The 18,923-nt window shown below is 56.5% G+C and carries 17 protein-coding genes and 1 pseudogene; 12 read left to right on the top strand and 6 right to left on the bottom strand.

The window, feature by feature from the left end; genetic code table 11:
• Nucleotides 1–112 precede the first annotated feature (112 nt).
• The 4 genes from NWQ23_RS04295 (at nt 113) to NWQ23_RS04280 (ending at nt 8,207) form a co-directional block, all read left to right on the top strand.
• Nucleotides 113–3,073 (top strand): FAD/NAD(P)-binding protein, encoded by a 2,961-nt coding sequence (locus NWQ23_RS04295; protein ID WP_306165014.1) that lies wholly within the window; start codon nt 113–115, stop codon nt 3,071–3,073.
• A gap of 28 nt (nt 3,074–3,101) precedes the next feature.
• On the top strand, nt 3,102–6,098 hold the full coding sequence (locus NWQ23_RS04290; protein WP_306165013.1) for an adenylate/guanylate cyclase domain-containing protein: 2,997 nt from the start codon (nt 3,102–3,104) through the stop codon (nt 6,096–6,098).
• Nucleotides 6,095–6,775 carry a Crp/Fnr family transcriptional regulator gene (locus tag NWQ23_RS04285; protein ID WP_306165012.1) on the top strand — a complete coding sequence of 227 codons (681 nt, stop codon included), beginning with the start codon at nt 6,095–6,097 and terminating at the stop codon, nt 6,773–6,775. Before NWQ23_RS04290 ends, NWQ23_RS04285 begins: the two co-directional genes overlap by 4 nt.
• Before the next feature lie 409 nt (nt 6,776–7,184).
• The gene (locus tag NWQ23_RS04280) at nt 7,185–8,207 is read left to right on the top strand and encodes a TraB/GumN family protein (RefSeq protein WP_306165011.1); all 1,023 of its coding nucleotides are present in this window, start codon (nt 7,185–7,187) and stop codon (nt 8,205–8,207) included.
• Here the strand turns inward: NWQ23_RS04280 and NWQ23_RS04275 are convergent.
• Nucleotides 8,204–8,854 (bottom strand): DUF2161 domain-containing phosphodiesterase, encoded by a 651-nt coding sequence (locus NWQ23_RS04275; RefSeq protein ID WP_306165010.1) that lies wholly within the window; start codon nt 8,852–8,854, stop codon nt 8,204–8,206. The two genes, NWQ23_RS04280 and NWQ23_RS04275, sit on opposite strands and share 4 nt — an antisense overlap.
• 242 nt (nt 8,855–9,096) lie before the next feature.
• Here NWQ23_RS04275 and NWQ23_RS04270 point away from each other — a divergent pair, with 242 nt between their 5' ends.
• From NWQ23_RS04270 to NWQ23_RS04245, 6 genes are all read left to right on the top strand, one after another.
• On the top strand, nt 9,097–10,014 hold the full coding sequence (locus NWQ23_RS04270) for a manganese-dependent inorganic pyrophosphatase (RefSeq protein WP_306165009.1): 918 nt from the start codon (nt 9,097–9,099) through the stop codon (nt 10,012–10,014).
• Between the two features lie 24 nt (nt 10,015–10,038).
• On the top strand, nt 10,039–10,914 hold the full coding sequence (locus tag NWQ23_RS04265) for a TIGR01459 family HAD-type hydrolase (RefSeq protein WP_306165008.1): 876 nt from the start codon (nt 10,039–10,041) through the stop codon (nt 10,912–10,914).
• A 91-nt stretch (nt 10,915–11,005) separates the two neighbouring features.
• Nucleotides 11,006–11,449: a MaoC family dehydratase gene (locus tag NWQ23_RS04260; protein ID WP_306165007.1), complete on the top strand. Its 444-nt coding sequence runs from the start codon at nt 11,006–11,008 to the stop codon at nt 11,447–11,449.
• A 36-nt stretch (nt 11,450–11,485) separates the two neighbouring features.
• Nucleotides 11,486–12,427, top strand: a complete 942-nt coding sequence (locus NWQ23_RS04255) for a bifunctional riboflavin kinase/FAD synthetase (RefSeq protein WP_306165006.1) — start codon at nt 11,486–11,488, stop codon at nt 12,425–12,427.
• Nucleotides 12,417–12,884: a YcgN family cysteine cluster protein gene (locus NWQ23_RS04250; protein WP_306165005.1), complete on the top strand. Its 468-nt coding sequence runs from the start codon at nt 12,417–12,419 to the stop codon at nt 12,882–12,884. Before NWQ23_RS04255 ends, NWQ23_RS04250 begins: the two co-directional genes overlap by 11 nt.
• Nucleotides 12,885–13,931, top strand: a complete 1,047-nt coding sequence (locus NWQ23_RS04245; protein ID WP_306165004.1) for a low specificity L-threonine aldolase — start codon at nt 12,885–12,887, stop codon at nt 13,929–13,931.
• Here NWQ23_RS04245 and NWQ23_RS04240 read toward each other — a convergent pair.
• Nucleotides 13,900–14,685: an alpha/beta fold hydrolase gene (locus tag NWQ23_RS04240; RefSeq protein WP_306165003.1), complete on the bottom strand. Its 786-nt coding sequence runs from the start codon at nt 14,683–14,685 to the stop codon at nt 13,900–13,902. The two genes, NWQ23_RS04245 and NWQ23_RS04240, sit on opposite strands and share 32 nt — an antisense overlap.
• Nucleotides 14,685–15,281: a 2-hydroxychromene-2-carboxylate isomerase gene (locus tag NWQ23_RS04235; protein ID WP_306165002.1), complete on the bottom strand. Its 597-nt coding sequence runs from the start codon at nt 15,279–15,281 to the stop codon at nt 14,685–14,687. Before NWQ23_RS04235 ends, NWQ23_RS04240 begins: the two co-directional genes overlap by 1 nt.
• A gap of 118 nt (nt 15,282–15,399) precedes the next feature.
• On the opposite strand from NWQ23_RS04235, the gene NWQ23_RS04230 reads away from it, so the two are divergent.
• Nucleotides 15,400–16,419 (top strand): ribose-phosphate pyrophosphokinase, encoded by a 1,020-nt coding sequence (locus NWQ23_RS04230; protein WP_306165001.1) that lies wholly within the window; start codon nt 15,400–15,402, stop codon nt 16,417–16,419.
• A gap of 15 nt (nt 16,420–16,434) precedes the next feature.
• Here NWQ23_RS04230 and NWQ23_RS04225 read toward each other — a convergent pair whose 3' ends face one another.
• A complete protein-coding gene (locus NWQ23_RS04225) occupies nt 16,435–16,785 on the bottom strand; it encodes an H-type lectin domain-containing protein (protein ID WP_306165000.1) in 351 nt (116 codons plus the stop codon).
• A gap of 147 nt (nt 16,786–16,932) precedes the next feature.
• Between NWQ23_RS04225 and NWQ23_RS04220 the strand changes: the two genes are divergently transcribed.
• Nucleotides 16,933–17,724 carry a hypothetical protein gene (locus NWQ23_RS04220; protein ID WP_306164999.1) on the top strand — a complete coding sequence of 264 codons (792 nt, stop codon included), beginning with the start codon at nt 16,933–16,935 and terminating at the stop codon, nt 17,722–17,724.
• 62 nt (nt 17,725–17,786) lie between these two features.
• On the opposite strand, the gene NWQ23_RS04215 is transcribed toward NWQ23_RS04220, so the two are convergent.
• Both NWQ23_RS04215 and NWQ23_RS04210 read right to left on the bottom strand, forming a co-directional pair.
• The gene (locus NWQ23_RS04215) at nt 17,787–18,215 is read right to left on the bottom strand and encodes a F0F1 ATP synthase subunit epsilon (RefSeq protein WP_306164998.1); all 429 of its coding nucleotides are present in this window, start codon (nt 18,213–18,215) and stop codon (nt 17,787–17,789) included.
• A gap of 18 nt (nt 18,216–18,233) precedes the next feature.
• Nucleotides 18,234–18,923 (bottom strand): annotated as a pseudogene (locus NWQ23_RS04210) (F0F1 ATP synthase subunit beta); the annotation flags it as partial.

Raw genomic sequence — 18,923 nt, 5'->3', positions numbered from 1 at the left:
CAAAAACGCCCTGCTTCTCAACTCCGTCGCATTAACGTAAAAATTTTGCCATTTTATGCCCACAAAACCTGTACGAGCGGGATGAATGGGCAATTACACGGAGTGGCGCGACATGTCTGACATCAAGAAGGTTGCAATCATTGGTGGTGGTGTTGGTGCGATTACTTCAGCCTATGCCATTACCCAGCAACCCAACTGGCAAGACAAATACGAGATCACGCTTTACCAACTTGGCTGGCGCTTGGGCGGCAAGGGTGCCAGCGGCCGCAACATGAAACACGCGGGCCGGATCGAGGAACACGGGCTGCATATCTGGGCTGGCTTCTACGAAAACGGCTTTCGGCTGATGCGCGACTGCTATGACCAGTTGAACGTGACCGGTTTGCGTAGTCCTGACGCGCCTTTGGGCACGCTGGACAAAGCCTTTACCGGCTTAAACCGCTTTTTGCTGGCTGAAGAGATCGAAAAGGACGGGGTTAAGGAAATCCATCCTTGGTTTCTTGAGTTCGAGCCGAACAATGACGTGCCCGGAACCGGTGGCGTCTTGCCGACACCCTTTGCCTACTTCCAAATGGCAGTGGAAACGATTGCCAATCTCATCGAGAAAATCCTTGAAGAACTGGGCAAGGATGTTCCCCACGCCTTGCCTCCGCGTTTTGAAGGCCCACTCAAGGCCCATGAGCTGGACCTCAAGAACCGCTCTCCCATCCACCACCTGCGCGATTTCGCAAAGGCGCTTCCGAGCAACGCGTTTGACCATACCGATAGCGAAACGCAAACGCTCTGCGACATGACCCGATATGCCCAAAACTGGTTTGACGAACAGGCATTTCCAGAGGGCGTTTTATCTGATGAAGCCCGCCGCCTGACATACCTGATCAGCCTTTCTCTTGCTTTTTTCAAAGGCACTTTGGACAACGGATTATTCCGCAACGGGTTTGACGCCATCGACAACTGGGAAATCAGTGACTGGCTGCTGCATTATGGCGCGAGCAGGGAATCCGTCTATTCTGCTGTATTTCGCGGCTGCTATGACTATGTCTTCGGCTATCCCGCTGGCGTGACTGATCACCGCAGCGTGGGCGCCGGGACCGCGATCCGGGGCCTGCTCCGGTTGGCATTCACCTACAAAGGTTCATTGTTCTTCAAGATGATGGCGGGGATGGGCGACACGATCTTTGGGCCCTATTACCAAATCCTCAAACATCGGGGGGTGAAGTTCAAATTCTTCAATGCGGTCACTCATCTGGCGCTTGATCCGACCAAGTCCTTCGTGAACCGGATTGATATGGTCGAACAGGCGGCGGTCAAATCCGGCGACTACGACCCCTTCGTCATCGTCAAGGACCTTCCATGCTGGCCGTCAGAACCGCATTGGGACCAACTGGTCGATGGGGACAAGCTGGAAAAATCAGGGATCAATTTCGAATGTGAGAAAGACGCGCCGACGGGCCGCGCCTATAGCCTGAACCACGGCGAAGACTTTGACGAAATCATCCTTGGGGCGTCGCTTGGGTCCTTGCCCTATATGGCGCAAGAGCTGATCGCAGCCAGCAACCGCTGGAAACTGATGATCGACAAGGTGGGCACCGTCGCAACCCAAGCCGCTCAATTCTGGGTCGACAAGACCGCTGCCGAAATGGGCTGGAACGATCTGGTCGCCAAACACAACATCGGCGACATTCCTGCGGATCTGAAAACCGTGATCACCAGCTTTGTCGAACCCTTGGATACTTGGGCCGATATGTCGGACCTGATCGGGCGGGAGGACTGGCAAGAGCCGGGGCCGAAATCCATCGCCTATTTCTGTAGCCCCGCACATGACGCGGGGGTGGATACCGTTCCTTTCGTTGATCGGGTCCAAGCGTGGGCTGACAACGACCTTGTGAAACTCTGGCCCGGTGCCAAGAAGGCGGGCAAGTTTGATCTTTCTTTGCTTCATGCCGAAGGGGCCAAGACGGGTGCGGCAAAGTTCAAGGCGCAGTATTTCCGCGAAAACCTTTATGGCTCGGAACGCTACGTGCTTTCGGTGCCAAATTCGGTGCAGTACCGGCTGGCCCCCGATGACAGCGGGTTCGAGAACCTCTTTATCGCGGGCGACTGGACCCGCTGCGGGATCAATGCAGGCTGTGTGGAGGCTGCGACGATCTCTGGCCTTGCCGCCGCGCGCGGGTTGACGGGCGCCGATATCGAAATCGTCGGCGAAGGCGATCTTGCGCCCGATGCAGGCCCTACTGCCGCGGCCAAACTGCAAAGCCCCTATGCGCAGAACGCCAATTGGCCGCTGACCCCTTTCTTTGGGGTGGGTGAGCTTGACGGATTCTTCAGCTTTCATGCGGTGGATGCCAAGGAACTGGAAAAGTGCCTGCCGAAAGGCATGACCCTGCACCCCCAATCTATCACGCCCGAAGGGACCCACCCTGTTTCGATCCTTGCCAACCAGCAAATCGGTGTGCGGCCGACGATCATGCCGCGCCTTTTCGGGTTCCGCCCCTATTTCGAAGCGATCGTCGCCATCAATTACGTGCAGGTCGAAGGACAGGACGGGGCCTTTGCCTATCTGCCGAACCTCTATCTGAACAGCAAACTGCCACAACTGGCGGGAGTATGGTTCTACGGATACAACAAACGGATGGGTCAGCTTGAGATGGGCAATGACCGCTACTCGGTGAAATCCGCGACTGGTACACCGGTTTGGTCTGGTAAATATGCCCAGCGCGATGTGGCCCGTCCCATGACAGATTATGCGACGCTGGGGGCTGTGAACCGCTTGGCCAATCAGGTTGTCGTAACCAAAAACCAGTTCGGAAAATGGCAGTACTCCAACCTCGACTTTGGACTCACGTCCGCGCATGTTGCTGGGATACATGCACAAATCGATGTCGCCGATGCGGGGCTCGCCAATTTGCCCGCTGGCAAAATGATCGCTCAACCACTCAAGCTACACAATGACGCGGCCTCTGATGCGCATGCCCTTCCTGGTGCCTTTCGCATCTGGACAAGCTGGACACTATCGAACCCGTTCGACAGTGCACGCATTGCGCACTTGGAAGCTGCGAAAACCCGCATATAGTGTGGCTGGTAGAAGCGTGGGAATATAAATGAGTGAGTTAGCACCGACCGTTGCCGGCATTGGCAGTGGCGAACTCAAACAAATCACGGCTGTATTTATGGATGTCGTCGGATTCAGCGACATCGCCAGCACCTCTGATGCTGAAGACCTGCAGCAATGGCTGGAAGAATTCTATGCGCAATCCCGCCAAATCGTTGAAGCCCACGACGGCGAGGTAACCGAGTATCTCGGCGACGGGATTGTCGCGCTTTTCGGTTTGCAGCGCGCCGACGAATTGGCCGCCTCAAAAGCGGTGAACGCAGCCATGACCGCCTTACGCGATGTGACCGCAGGGCAAGACAAAGGTATGACACTGCAACTGCGGATCGGTGTTGCCACAGGAGAAGTTGCCGTGCGGGCAAATTCCGGCAAAGACAACCTCCCTCGCGCTACAGGTATGGTCACAACGCTTGCTCAGCGCATCCAAGAGCAAGCAGCTCCAGGCACCGTGATGATCTCTGAAAGCACACAAAGCTTGCTGCGTGACACCATAGCCACACAAACAGTCGGGCAACGGCGTCTCAAGGGTTTTGCCGAACCACTGACCCTTTTCCAACCGCTTGCGGATACGTTCGTCGCAACAACGCTGAACCAGCCATTTTTTGTGGGCCGCAAGGCCGAGTTGAGCAAAATCAGTGCAAGCGCTGACCCTTGCCTTGTGATCGGCCAAGCCGGAATTGGTAAATCGGCATTGGCGCGTCAGGTGGGTCAAGGCGCAGTTGCGCGGACGACCTTTGCCGCTGATGGTGTCCATATCCGGGCCAGCTATCAGCCGTTTACGCATTGGATCATGCGTCAGACCGGCAGCAAGCTTCCCGAGTTCGGTGACATACAGCGCTGCTTCGGCACACTTGAAGACGACGCAAAACGCGCCCTTGCGCTCATTCTGGGTTTGCCAGAAGGCCAGCGTCTGTTGGCTGAAAAGACAAATGTTGCGCTCAAAGCCTTGATCGAAGCCAGCCTCTGGGAAGCGATCCGGTCGACCCAAAGCAGCGGACTTTTGATTTTTGAAGATCTGCATTGGCTCGACAACGCCAGCTTTGGCGTTCTGCTCCATGTGCTGCAAAGCGCTGAGGCCGCGAATTATCAGATCCTGATGACCAGCCGGGAAGACACAAAGATCGGGAAATACCTTGGGCATGCGACAGTCACCGTCATTCCGCTTGACGCCTTGGATGAAGCTGACGCTGGCATGATGTTGGACAAGTTTTCAGAGGGCCAAACCCCGTTAGACGAACGGACCGCGCTCTTGGCCCGTGCGGCCGGTATTCCGCTTTTTATCGAACAGCTCTTCAAACGTGGCACGTCGGGCGTCGTGACATCGACAACAGTCCCGGGGACCTTGATGGACCTTCTGGCAGACCAAATCGACGCGACAGGTTCGTCCAAACCAGTCTTGCAATGCGCCGCGATCATCGGGCGGTCATTCGATCTCGAAATGCTTGGTGTCATTGCCGCAGAGCACGCCCCCCTGACCTCTCATCTTTCAAAGGCTTGCGCACAAGGGGTTTTGCAACAGACTGGCCCGACCAGTTGGATGTTTGCGCATGCATTGCTGCATCAGGTCGCCTATCAAGGCATGCTGCGGCGCACAAGGATCACCCTTCACAGCAAGATCGCGGACCATCTGCAAACGCATCATGCCGATGCTATCATGCGCAACCCGACACTTCTGACCGATCACTTGAGCCTTTCGCAACAGCATATCCCGGCGATCGAGAGCTATCTTGGCGTCAGTCAATGGGCGCTGTTTCAGGGCGCTTTTGACGACGCCGAGGCACATATCTTGGCCGCAATCTCGCTGTGTGAACAGGCGCCAGAAGATGTTGACGTGCGCGCTTTGGAAATCGCATGCCACACAGCACTTGGTTCAGTCAGGATGCAGACTCAGGGCTTTACTGCCCAGCCTGTCAAGGAGGCTTTTGAACAGGTCGCCAAACTCGCCTCTACGCAAAACACATATTCCGCAGCAAACGGCCCAGCCTTTTACGGCAGTTTCACCCACGCAATCCTGTCAGGCGACAAGGCCGGTGCCGACCGCTTCAGCACGCTTCTTCGCGAGGCGGCCGGATCAGTTCCCGCTGAAGAGACCAATCACGAACTCCACCTTGCGTCGATCAATGTTGATGCGTCGCTGTATTTCTACAAGGGTGATTTTGACGCGCAATTCAAGGCGTTCGCCGCATTGCGTAACATCTACGACATCACCAAGCATGGTGCGATGATTTCCAAATATGGCGTCGATACGTTTGCTGCTGCGCAAATGTTCGAAAGCGCCGGGCGCTCGATTTGTGGCGATACACATCTGGTCGCGGACCTGAGTGCGGAGACGGATGCGCACCAGAAGCTGCTGAACATCCCGATCATGCTGCCCTATGCGCAAATCTGGGGTGCAGTGCCGCTCTTCTATGCCGGTGAAACAAAGGCGGCGATCGCGCGTTGCCGAAGGGGATTACAAACGGCGCAAGCGCAGTCTGCCGTATTTTGGCAGGTTACAGGGGCTGCTTGGCTGAACGTGATGGACTCTTCGCAAACCGATAGCGCCGAAGGCTTGGCAGGATTTCATCAGGTCAATCAAACGCTGGAAATGATCGGTTCCCACATCGGGCTCCCTTATTTCCGTGCCCACTATGCACTGGCGCTGCTGAAACATGAGAGGGCCGATGACGCTTACCAAGCCTCATGGCTGGCCACGCGCGAGAACGAGGCAAATGGGCTGCTCTGCTGGTATCCTGAAGTGCTGCGGATTCATGCATATATCTGCGATCAAACAGGTCGTAAGGAGGACGCGGCGCGCTTCCTGGAAGAGGCTGCAGACATGGCAACAGCGCAGAATGCCAAGCTATGGCTCTTGCGGACCCGGCTGGATCAACTTCGCTCTGGCCGGACAGATGCGTCAACCGTCAAGGCCGTTGTCCAACGATTTGATGCGCGCGCCCAACCGCCCGAGATCGCACAGGCCAATGCACTGCTGTCAATCATATGACACCCGAAACACTGCTCAGCTACGACCTTCCGTTGTTTGCGGGTTTGTCACCGACCGAGCTTGCCAATATCCCTTTGGCTGTGAGCGAGCAAAAACTGGCCGCATGGCAAACGATCTTTGATCAAGAAGACGATTCGTATGACCTCTATTTCCTTCTTTCAGGGTCACTTCTTGCCGTGTTCTGGACGACAAAAGGACGCGAGATCGTCTTTTCGAGATTTCCAGTTGGCGCATACTTTGGTGAACTTGCAGCGCTTGATGGCACGCCACGTTCACTTGCCGTCGTCGCCAAGACCGAGGCACGCGTCTTGGCGATGAAACGCAATAGCTTCTTGCAACTCTTTAACGAGGTGCCAATCGTTCGCCAAAGGATCACGCATGATCTGGTTGCACGCATCAGAACACTGACCTTGCGCAATATGGAAATGACCACGCTTTCGGTGGAAGAGCGGGTCGGAAACTATCTTTTGCGTCTCGCCGCGGAGCAAGGCAAACTCAACAAGGGAGCCGTCATTGAAGACGCGCCGACACATTCGGAAATCGCCAGCTCTATCGGAGCGAACCGAGAAATGGTCAGCAGATCAATCAGCAAATTGACAAAACGTGGCGTCATTAAATCTGCACGGCAAAAGATCGAAATCATTGATCCAGAAGCACTGGCTGACGTGCAGCAATAGATCATTCAATTCTGCTCAAATTGCCCAAAATCGGCCACAATTAAACGCTATGGTTGAAAAAAACTAAAGCAGCGGTGATGTTATGGGTCGTCTTTTTGGCATCTTGGGCGGTGAAGCGACACTCATGTTGGTCGGCGGAACCGTAGGATTGATCAGTCTTTTCTGGGGTTAGAGGCAGATAGAGACCCCGATGAATCTGGTGTTTACGCCTGCGCGAACCGTGATCATCCCTTTCCAGAGTTTTCAAGAGGATCAAATCGCACAATGCCACCCGTGGCATTGATAATGTCCTTGCTGACCTGAACGGCAAAGACCCAATCAATCTAGGACCCGCCTCCTTTTGCGCCAAAATGCCCAATCGAAATCCGCACCCTTTGGGGGTTTGACCCGTACCGCGAAGCTCTTACTTATGGAGAGAACGGATTACAAAGGATGCATCATGGTCTTTCGCGCTGCTGCTATTTGTCTCGCCCTGCTGACGGGCCTCCCCGCCGCTGCACAATGTGTGGGCGACAGCTATCTTGATCAATTGACTGATGGGCAGCAAGCCGCGCTGGAGCAAGCAGTCCAGAACATGCCTTTTGCAGAGGGGCTGTTATGGACCGCTACCCAGGGTGCTAGGACGCTAACGATCATCGGCACCATGCATATCTACGATCCACGGCTTGAAGAGATACGCGCCAAAGTCTCCGAACCGGTCACAAAGGCCGATATCATCCTGCTCGAAGCGACGCCCGAAGAAGAGGCCCAGCTTCAGGACTTGTTGGTTACCGATCCCGGCAGGCTCTTTATCGTGGATGGCCCGACCCTGCCTGACCTGCTGGACGAAGCAACTTGGACCCTGATCGCGGACGCCGCAACACAGCGGGGTATCCCCGCTTTCATGGCCGCCAAGATGCAGCCCTGGTATCTGTCGCTGATGCTCGCCATCCCGTCTTGTGCGATGTCCGACATGGTGGCGGGTGCGTCCGGCCTTGACCATATGATCTCGGCTGATGCGACTGCCGCAGGTGTTCCATTGCAGGCACTGGAACCCTACACCACGCTGTTCGACATCTTCCAAAGCGACTCGATCGCGGAACAGGTCGATCTGCTGCGCGTCAATCTCTTGGCCCCTGACCTGCAACAGAAGATGTTTGTGGCGATGCTGGACCGCTACTTTGCCGAAGACATCGGGCGGCTTTGGGAAATGTCGCGGATTGCCCTAGAGGATGTACCCGGCCTTGACCCAGCAGAGGGCGCTGCCATGTTCACCGAAATGCAAGATGCGCTTTTGGATCAACGGAATCGCAATTGGATTCCTGTTATCACCGACGCGGCTCAAACCCACGACAACATTGTGATTGCTGTGGGTGCAGCCCACCTTATCGGCGACCAAGGCATTCTGCGCTTGCTTGAAAACGAGGGTTGGACGATCACGCGGCAGCCCTAGACATCCCCGAAATCGGTCAGCCCTTTGCGCCCCGCGTCGGTCAGATCATAGACACCGCGCGCCACGCGGGTGAACCAGCCATAGTGGTCATCTGCCATGATCCGGGTGGCTTGCGGTACCTCGGCCCATTCCTTGACCTTGGCGCCTCTTGATGGGCCATGCACCGCCAAAAAGCGCGCGCAACGCAGCGCATCCTGCCGATAGCCCGTAACGATCCCGTGCCGCGTCGCACCGCCTGCGTTCGGATCGCCCTGCAACCGATCAAAGGCACGCAAAAGCCGGGTCTTTTTCTTTTTGGCCGTGCGCGCCGCATAGGGGCCGGGGTCCGCCAGCACCTCCACCAACCCGTCACGCAAACGCACGGTCATCACCCCCAGCCCCGCGCGCCGCGCCAGTTTCACATTCGCTTTCAGCGCCTTGGCCTGTCCGCCGGCAGGAACAGCAAGATAGACGTGATCCGTGATCGCCAACCGCTCCACCCCCTGATGGAACAGCGCCAGCGAAAACCCGGTCTTGAGTTCGACCACAACCAAATCATTTCCCTTGCGGGCAACAACATCGGCAGCACCCACTTCGCCCTTCACCTCATAACCTTGGCGCTGGAAATAGGCTTTGATGGGGGGGTATAGATCAGCCTCACGCGGCATCGGCATTCCTCCTGCTTGCGCAGCCAAATGCAATTCTGCGCTGGCCGCAAGCCCTGCCGCACAGGGCGCCGCCTGTACAAACAAACGACCTTCATCTTCTTTTGTTCTTAAATACCTCGGGGGAGGCGCGCAGCGCCGGGGGCAGCGCCCCCATACCACCTTTGCAAAGCGATGGGGTGACAGCAGTCTTGCACGCTCTTATATACGGGCCAAACCCTGATCCCCGATGGAAAGTGATCCACATGACAACGCTCGTTTTTGGCCATAAATCCCCCGACACTGACAGCACAGGTTCCCCGCTCATCTGGGAATGGTTCCTCAACCATACGGGCATCGAAGCCAAAGCCGCGCTGCTAGGGACACCCAATACCGAGGCACAATTTGTCGCCAAACGCTGGGGCTTTGATCTGCCTGAGGTCATTGCTGATGTGCAAGACGACCAGTCTTGCGTCATCGTGGACACCAACAACCCAGCCGAATTGCCTGCCAATATCAACAATGCCGACGTGCTGGCGATCATCGACCATCATCTACTGGTGGGCGGTCTGCACACCAAGAAACCGATCAACATCACTATCCGGCCCTTGGCCTGCACTGCAACGATCATGCACCAGATGATGGGGGATCATGCGGGCCACATGCCCGAAGGGATCAAAGGGCTGATGCTGTCGTGCATCCTGTCGGACACGCTGGCCTTCCGCTCGCCCACCACGACGGAAATGGACAAAGAGATCGCCGAAGCACTGGCCAAAGACCTTGGCATCGACATTGAAGCCTATGCGGGCGAGATGTTCGAAGCGAAATCCGATATCTCGGCTTTCTCTGACGCTGAACTGCTGCGCATGGACAGCAAGGAATACGAAGTCGGCGGCAAGAAATTCCGCGTCTCCGTGCTGGAAACCACAGCACCCAAGGTCGTGCTGGACCGCAAGGCATCCTTGATGGAAACCATGCCCAAGGTCGCAAAGGAAGACAAAGTCGACGAGGTGCTGCTTTTCGTCGTGGATATCATCAAAGAAGAAGCCACGATGCTGATCCCCAATGATCTGGCCAAGACCGTTGCCGAGAAATCCTTTGACGCGACAGTCGAAGGCGACAGCGTGGTCCTGCCCGGCGTGATGAGCCGCAAGAAACAGATCATTCCTGCGCTCAAAGTCTGAAACACGACCTAAAAAGGCGATCACATGACCCAGATCATCGACCGTTTCGAGGATATCTCGGGGCAATATGACGCTGCCTTCGTGGACCTGTGGGGCTGTATGCACAATGGCGTGCATGCGCTGCCCGCGGCGGTTGCTGCCATGCAGAAGTACCGCGCGCAGGGTGGCGTTGTCATCCTTGTCACCAACTCGCCCCGCCCGTGGGACTCGGTCGCGCGCCAGATCAACGGCTTTGGCATCCCTGATGATGCTTGGGATGCGATTGCGACCTCGGGCGACAGTGCCCGCGCTGCAATGTTTCGCGGCATCGTGGGTGAAAAGATATGGTTCATGGGCGAAAGCCCCCGCGATGAGGATTTTTTCCAACCACTGAAAATCATCGAAAATCCGGTGAATATCCAAAAGGTACCCCTGGAAGAAGCCGAGGGCATCATCTGCTGTGGTCCTTTTGATCCGTTGGCTGATGTGGCCGTGAACCGTCCCGAATTTCTTTATGCCAAGACCAAAGGGCTGAAGCTGCTTTGCGCCAACCCCGATATCATCGTGGACAGGGGCGAGGTGCGCGAATGGTGCGCCGGTGCGCTGGCTGCCCTTTATACCGAGATGGGCGGCGAAAGCCTGTATTTCGGCAAGCCGCACCCGCCGATCTACGACCTCGCACGCCGCAGGCTTGCTGCGCTGGACAAGGTGCCATCCGATCCGCGTATCATTGCCATCGGGGACGGAATCGGCACCGATATTCTAGGTGCGCTGCAAGAAGACATCGACGCGCTGTTTATTTCCGGCGGCTTGGCGGCGGCGGAAACAAAGACCGTGCATCAACCGGACCCGGACGCACTCAACGATTTCCTGAATGCCCAACAAATGAGCGCGAGCTACACAATCGGGCATCTACGCTGACAGGAATCGCTTGATCTTTCTGCATTGGCAAAGTAATAAAATTTCAATATCGGACTGATACTGGATTTTTTGTTACTCAATGGAGCCCGACATGCTGGACAACGCCCCCCGCGGAACGATCTGCATCGAAGATATCGAAATCGGCATGATCCGGTCGCTCCGCAAGGTGATCACCGACCGCGATATCGAAATGTTCGCCGAGGTTTCGACAGACAGAAACCCTGTCCATCTTGATGAAGACTATGCGCAGGATACGATCTTTGGCGGGCGTATCGCGCATGGGATGCTGACCGCTGGCCTGGTCAGTGCTGTCATCGGAGAACAACTCCCCGGTCATGGCACGGTCTATCTGGGCCAAAGCCTGAAATTCCTTGCCCCTGTCCGCCCCGGCGACATGGTGCTGGCCGAAGTCGAGGTCACCGATATCGACCATTCGCGGCGACGCGTGACGATGAACACACGCTGCATCGTCAACGACAAGAAGGTGCTGGTCGGCGACGCGACCGTCCTCGCCCCGTCGCGGAAATTCGACTAATCTTGCACCCCTCTCCCTGCCGCGCTAGGCAGTGCCATGCGCATTATTCGAGACACCGTTTTTATGGACCCAAAAGATCGCGGCGCAGCTGCGGCTATTGGTAATTTCGACGGTGTTCACATCGGCCATAGGGCTGTTATTGACCTGACCCGCGACGCTGCGAAAGCTATCGGTGCCCCTTTGGGCATCATGACGTTCGAACCGCACCCGCGCAGCTATTTCTCCAAGGATCCCACACCTTTCCGGCTGATGAATGCCGAAGCCAAAGCCAACCGTCTGGCCAAACTTGGCGTCGAAAAGCTGTATGAAGTCCCCTTTAACGCGGCCCTTGCCAGCCTGACGCCCCGCGCTTTTGCGCAAACCATCATATCGGATCAGCTTGGCCTCAAACATGTGGTTGTCGGCGCTGATTTCTGTTTCGGCAAAGACCGCGCCGGAACGGTGAAAGACCTTGAGCAGTTTGGTGGCGAAATGGGCTTTGGCGTGACCATCGCCCCCATCATCGCCATCGATACGGCCAATGTATCTTCCACCGCGATCCGGCAGGCCCTGACGGATGGCAAACCACGTGATGCCGCCGCGATGCTGGGCCATCGGCACCGGATCGAAGGCGAGGTGATCCGTGGCGACCAGCGCGGGCGCGAATTGGGCTATCCTACCGCCAATATGTCAATCACGGGCCTGCACCCGCCAAAGTTTGGTGTCTATGCGGTCAAAGTCGATGTTCTGGATGGTCCGCACAAAGGCACCTATAATGGCGCGGCATCCATCGGTGTGCGCCCGATGTTTGGTGAGAATATCCCGAACTGCGAAACCTTCATCTTTGATTTCAAAGGCGACCTTTACGGCGCGACCCTGTCCGTTGCACTAGTCGACTACCTGCGGCCAGAGCTGAAGTTTGACGGATTGGATGCGCTCATTGCCCAGATGGACGCCGACTGCGTCACGGCCCGAAAGATCCTTGCCGATGTCCGGTGATATCCCCCGCGACGGGCTTGCCCCACGGTTCTGGGAAACCAAACCGATGACAAAACTGAACCAGCAGGAATGGGAAGCGCTGTGCGATGGTTGTGGCAAGTGCTGCCTGAACAAGCTGGAAGATGACGAAGGCACCGTGGCAATGACCCGCGTCGCCTGCCGCCTGCTGGACGATCACAGCTGCCTTTGCGGCAATTACCCGATCCGCCACAAGTTCGTGCCGGAATGCATCGTGCTGACACCCAAAACCATCGTCGAGAACCTGTACTGGCTGCCGCTGACTTGCGGTTACCGCCTCGTCCACGAAGGGCGACCGCTTTACGATTGGCACCCGCTGATCTCGGGCGATCCGGAATCAGTGCATCGGGCGGGCGTCTCTGTCAGGGGCATGACGATCCCGGAATTCGAAGTCGATGAAGACGACTGGGAAGATTACATCATCGAGGAGCCGCTATAGATGTTTTTTGCTTCAGATAATGCAGGTCCTGCGCATCCCAAGGTGATGGAGGCACTTGTCGCGGCCAACAACGGCTATGCTATGGGCTATGGCGCTGACCCGATCATGGAAGAGGTGCGCGCACAGGTGCGCAAGGTTTTTGAGGCACCAGAAGCTGCCGTCTATCTGATCATCAACGGGACAGCAGCGAATTCTGTGTTGCTTGCGTCGATGTCGCAGCCTTGGCAGACGATCTTTTGTTCCGACTGCGCCCATATCCACGAAGACGAATGCAACGCGCCAGAGTTCTTTACCCAAGCCAAGCTGACCTTGGTCCCAACCACCGCTGGTAAAATGTCAGCCGACGATCTGCGCCGCAAAATTATGGGCGAGGAAACCCGCGGCGTGCATGGCCCGCAGCGGGGGCCGCTATCGATCACCCAAGTGACCGAGAAAGGAACAATTTATAGTCTCGATGAAATCCGCGCCCTGACGGCGACGGCGCAGGACTTCGGGATCAAAACGCATCTGGATGGCGCGCGTTTTGCCAATGCCTTGGTCGCGCTTGATTGCACCCCTGCTGAAATGACGTGGAAAGCGGGGATCGACACGGTCAGCTTTGGCGGGACGAAAAACGGAGCGCTCGGCGTCGAGGCCTGTGTAATTTTCGACCCCAAGATCGCTTGGGAATTCGAGTTGCGGCGCAAGCGCGGCGGGCATCTTTTGTCCAAACACCGCTATCTGTCAGCGCAGATGCAGGCCTATCTGGCAGATGATCTGTGGCTTGATATGGCACGTTCGGCCAACGCCCGTTGCGTACAGCTGGCCGAAGGGCTGCGCGGCCACAATGCCGTAACATTCCTGTTCGAGCCTCAAGCCAATATGATCTTCTTCCAAATGCCCCGCCGCGAACACAAGCGCATGCTGGATGGCGGTGCAGTCTACTATGTGATGGGCGGCGATCCAGAAACAGGTGATCCGGAGGCGCAACTCACAGGCCGACTCGTCTGCGATTGGTCGATGACCGAAGCAGGCGTTAACCAGTTTCTGGATCTGCTGCGCGGATAATTTCTGCCACGGCCTGCGCATGTGTCAGTGAAATCATATGCCCTGCACCGGCTACAACGTGATTGGTGGCGCGGGGAATCCGCGCGGCCAAGACATGATGGATCGCCGAGATAACGGGCTGCGTATCTGCACCTTGGATCAAGGTGACAGGAATATCCAAGAGCCCCAACCGCGCTGCTGATGTGATACCATTCGCGTCCTCTTCGATCGCGCCACCACCTGCGACGATCAGGTGAATCCGGTCGACAAGATATTTTTGCAGACGTGCCGGGATACGCGCCCAGTCTGTCGCTCCCCAAAGATTGTTGAAAAGTTCCGCTGCCTTGACCTCTTCCCCGCATAACATCGCGCCGACAAAGGGGCGGAACATTCTGGCATGAGCCGCATGTTCCGGCGTGCCTTTCGCTGCCGCAAAATAGACGGGCTCAATCAAGGTTAGACGATTCACAAGATCGGGTCGTTCTACGGCCAAGCGGAGTGCTGCGGTCGCACCAAAGGAATGCCCGATCAGATGGGTCGGCCCGTCACAGAAAGCGGCAGCGGCATCAACCACAAGGGTTTGATAGTCAGTCTGGCCATCCCAATCCGCACTGCGCCCATGGCCGGGCACATCGAAAAGAGTGGCGCGCCCGCCAATAGCCTCTGCCAAGGCCAACAGTGCCTCGTGCCTTGCCAGCATGCAGTGGATCATGACCATTGGCACGCCTTCGCCAACGGTCACAGCATGGACCGCATGCCCGGAGATCTCAGGCATTACAGTTTGCCGGACAGATACATATCCAGATCATCAATCCTGTCCTCGCCCCAAAAGCGCTGATCGGTATCAGTGATAAAGAAGGGCGCGCCAAAGGCTCCGGCGCTCACTGCATCTTCGAGGTTCTTGGCGAAAGTATCCGCACTGGTCAGCATGTCCTTGTCGGCCAGTGCCGGATCAAAGCCGCTTTTTTCAAGGCAATCGCGGACAACGTCATCTTGGCTGATGTCACGCTCTTCTGCCCAACAGGCGGCGCCAAAGGCGCGCACCAATGCGGCGACATCCCCGCCTGTGTTCTGTGCGGCTATAATCGCATAAGCCGAGGGCGCGCCATTGGTCGGCCAATACATAGGCTTTGGGTTCAACGGCAGGCCAAGCAGTTTCGACCGTCGGGCCAATTCCTGCAAACGATACGCTTGGCGGTTCGGGTGACGATCCTTGGGCGGGATCCCACCGGTGCGGGCAAAGAGTGCCATGATATCGAGCGGCTTGTAGGAGATCGTTGCGCCATGCTTTGCGGCGATTTCAGCCGGGCGTGTACCGCTGAGATAGGTAAAGGGGGACAGTGTTGCAAAGTAGTAGTCGATATGGGGCATTTTGCGTCTCCTTGGTCACGCGCATTCTTTGCGAGACGGTAAGCTTGTGTTAGGCGGTGTCAACGCCACGATTCTGTTACAAACGAGTAAGCGCCCCTTCTGTCAGAGGACCACCCCCATGCCCACAATGATCGAGCCAAAGCTGATTGCCGGAAACGCGAACAGACCACTGGCAAATGCCATAGCGCGCCGCATGTCGATGCACCGTGGAATGGAAGTCAGCCTTGTTGATGCGCGCGTGGAACGGTTCAATGACGGCGAGATTTTCGTCGAGGTTTACGAGAACGTCCGGGGCGAGGATATGTTCATTGTCCAGCCCACCTCGAACCCGGCAAATGACAATCTGATGGAATTGCTGATCATCGCCGATGCGCTGCGCCGGTCCTCGGCCGCGCGGATCACAGCCGTGATCCCCTACTTTGGCTATGCGCGCCAAGATCGCAGATCAAAGGCCCGCACCCCGATCACGGCCAAACTCGTGTCGAATATGATTGTAGAAGCCGGCATCGAACGCGTTTTGACCCTGGATTTGCACGCAACGCAGATTCAGGGTTTTTTCGATATTCCGGTCGATAACCTTTATGCTTCACCAATCTATGCACTGGATGCCATGCACAATTTCCGCGGCAAAATGGATGATGTGATGGTCGTGTCCCCCGATGTTGGCGGCGTGGCCCGCGCACGTGATCTGGCCCAACGGATCGGCGCACCCTTGTCTATCGTCGACAAACGCCGTGGCAAACCGGGCGAAGTGGCCGAGATGACCGTGATCGGGGATGTGACCGACAAGGTTTGCGTCATCGTAGACGATATCGTTGATACTGCCGGAACGCTTTGCAAAGCGGCTGAGGTCTTGATGGAGAATGGCGCGAAAGAGGTCCATTCCTACATCACGCACGGGGTGCTGTCCGGCCCTGCGGTTGATCGTGTCTCGAAATCGGTGATGAAAAGTCTTGTCATCACCGATACGATTCAACCGTCAGACGCGGTAAGGGCATGCCCGAATATCCGCATTGTGCCAACTGCACCAATGTTTGCCCAAGCGATCCTGAACACGTGGAACGGCACGTCGGTGTCATCCTTGTTTGACCACAAGACGCTGGGGCCGATCTATGAAGGGCTGTATGCAGCGGAATAGTTGCTTGCCCGTCGCCTAGTAGAGCTCCCATCCATCGTCTTGTGGCAACTCACCAATAGATGTCCAAGCGACCCGCACCCGGGCGACTTGGGTATCGGCCCAAGTGCGAAACACGATATCGAACCCCTCGTTGGTGATGTCCTCGGCCTGAATATCCGCGCGGATATTCGTGGTATTTGCGATGTCCCACATCGAGATTGAAACCTGTACATGCGGCGGTTTTGCGTAGGGCTCTGAAAACCTGACCGGTGCGCGCGATTGGCGCGGACCTTCTCCTCGCCACATCTGACCATCATCTTCAAAGTCGGAAAACAGAACGACATCACCATGGTCGATGCCTACCCTGCCTATCTCCATTCTGCGCATTTTTGACCTTGGTTTGTTACTGCGTCATGCCTTGGCGTCCTGTCGGACCTTGCCTGCCAATGGAGCAATGAAATCGAAAGCAATAAGACTTGGTTAATAATTCACTGATAGCTGAGGCGGAGGATTTAGAAAAAATTAGGCTTTATTATGACAAAGTTACTGGTGCGATTACAGCTGTGCTACCTGGTCTTGTTGCTGGGATCTGCATGTGGCGGCGGCGCGGCTGATTCTGGAACGGAAAGTGCGCCTCCAAGTGCTGGAGAAACCGTGGGCGGAGGTGGCTCTGGAAGCAGTGGCGGGTCAGGCGGCGATGGAACATCTGACGGCGGCGGCGGGACAGACGTAGTTACACCCGCGCCCATATTGCTCAACATCGTGACTGAAGAAGAGCGAATTCTATACCTTGGATCCTTTCTGAGCGACTTTGCGATGGTGCGCGATACCGCAATTCTCGGAGGATTGACGCCATTTGATCCCGCGCCACCGGCTGGCGCAGTCTCCTACGACGGTTACATGCAACTGCTCATCGGGAACGAAACAGTCTCGGCCAATGTGATTGGCGACGCCACACTCCTGGTGGATCTGTCCGGCGGACCAGTCACAGGTTCTGCCACAGGATTTCTGGGAATGACGCTTGATTCTGCGATGATGAACCAAGTCGTTAGCTACGAGGGTGTCGTGGCAATCACTGGCGGTGGTGTAACCGAAGGGGGGACCGGAGGCAGCGCGATCAGCTTCGGGATTGATGGCGCATTGGACAATGGCCAGAATACCTTTGGTATAAACGGTACCCTGTCTGGATACCTCTTTGGCGCCGAGGGCTCGGGGTTGCGCGCAACCGGAAGCCAAGGCGGGATCAGCGACGATATTGACGCAACAATCGACGGCAGCGGACCCGTCCCAGTTGGTATTGCAACGGTGTGGGCTCTGAAGGAGTGATGAGGCGATAAAAAAGGGCCCCGCAATAGCAGGGCCCCAATACATTCTATGCCAAGGCTGGCTTAGGTCTTTGCAGTCAAACCGATATGCCCACCGATCGCCACCATATCAGACAACAGCTTTGCCGCGTCATCGACCGGGCCGGGTTCGTTCTTGAAGGTGTCTTGCGCATTGCTGTAGGTCAGCTTCGCCTCTGCGACCATCTGGTCATAGACGTCCTGTGTGACTTCAGCGCGTGGCATCGCCTGCTCGGCCAGCACAGAAACACCTGTCGCAGTGATTTCAGCAAAACCACCTAAGACAACATAAGCATCCGAGCCACCACCATGCACCACGGTCAAAACGCCGGGACGCAATGTTGTGATGGTTGGCGCATGACCAGCCATGGCAGTCATATCGCCATCCGCACCGGGGATCAGGACCTCGGTTGCCTCGACCGACGCCAAACGGCGCTCGGGCGAGACAAGATCGAATTGTAGGTTTGCCATCATCGGCTCCTTACGGGTTTCTTAAGCTGCGGCTGCAGCCATTTTCTGGGCTTTGGCTTTCACTTCTTCGATCCCGCCAACCATGTAGAAAGCCGCTTCGGGGAAGTGATCGTACTCGCCTGCGACAACTGCCTTGAACGACGCGATTGTGTCTTCCAGTGGCACCTGTACACCGGGTGAACCTGTAAAGACCTGTGCCACGTCGAATGGCTGCGACAGGAAGCGCTCGATCTTGCGGGCGCGGGCAACGGTCAGTTTGTCTTCTTCTGACAGTTCGTCCATGCCGAGAATCGCGATGATATCCTGAAGCGACTTATAACGCTGCAACATCTGCTGAACGTCGGCAGCCACGGCATAATGCTCTTCGCCAACGATGGCCGGATCAAGCAGACGCGATGTGGAATCGAGCGGGTCAACAGCAGGGTAGATACCCTTTTCCGAAATCGCACGGTTCAGAACGGTTGTGGCGTCCAAGTGCGCAAACGACGTCGCTGGCGCAGGGTCGGTCAAGTCGTCCGCAGGCACATAGATCGCCTGCACGGATGTGATCGAACCGTTCTTTGTGGATGTGATGCGTTCCTGCATCTGGCCCATGTCGGTGGCCAGTGTTGGCTGGTAGCCTACAGCAGAAGGAATACGACCCAAAAGTGCGGACACCTCGGAACCCGCTTGTGTAAAGCGGAAGATGTTGTCCACGAAGAACAGAACGTC

The organism is Yoonia sp., from assembly GCF_030731595.1.
GTDB lineage: Bacteria > Pseudomonadota > Alphaproteobacteria > Rhodobacterales > Rhodobacteraceae > Yoonia.
Note: the sequence above shows the minus strand (reverse complement) of the source record. Positions and strands in the feature narration are given on the sequence as shown.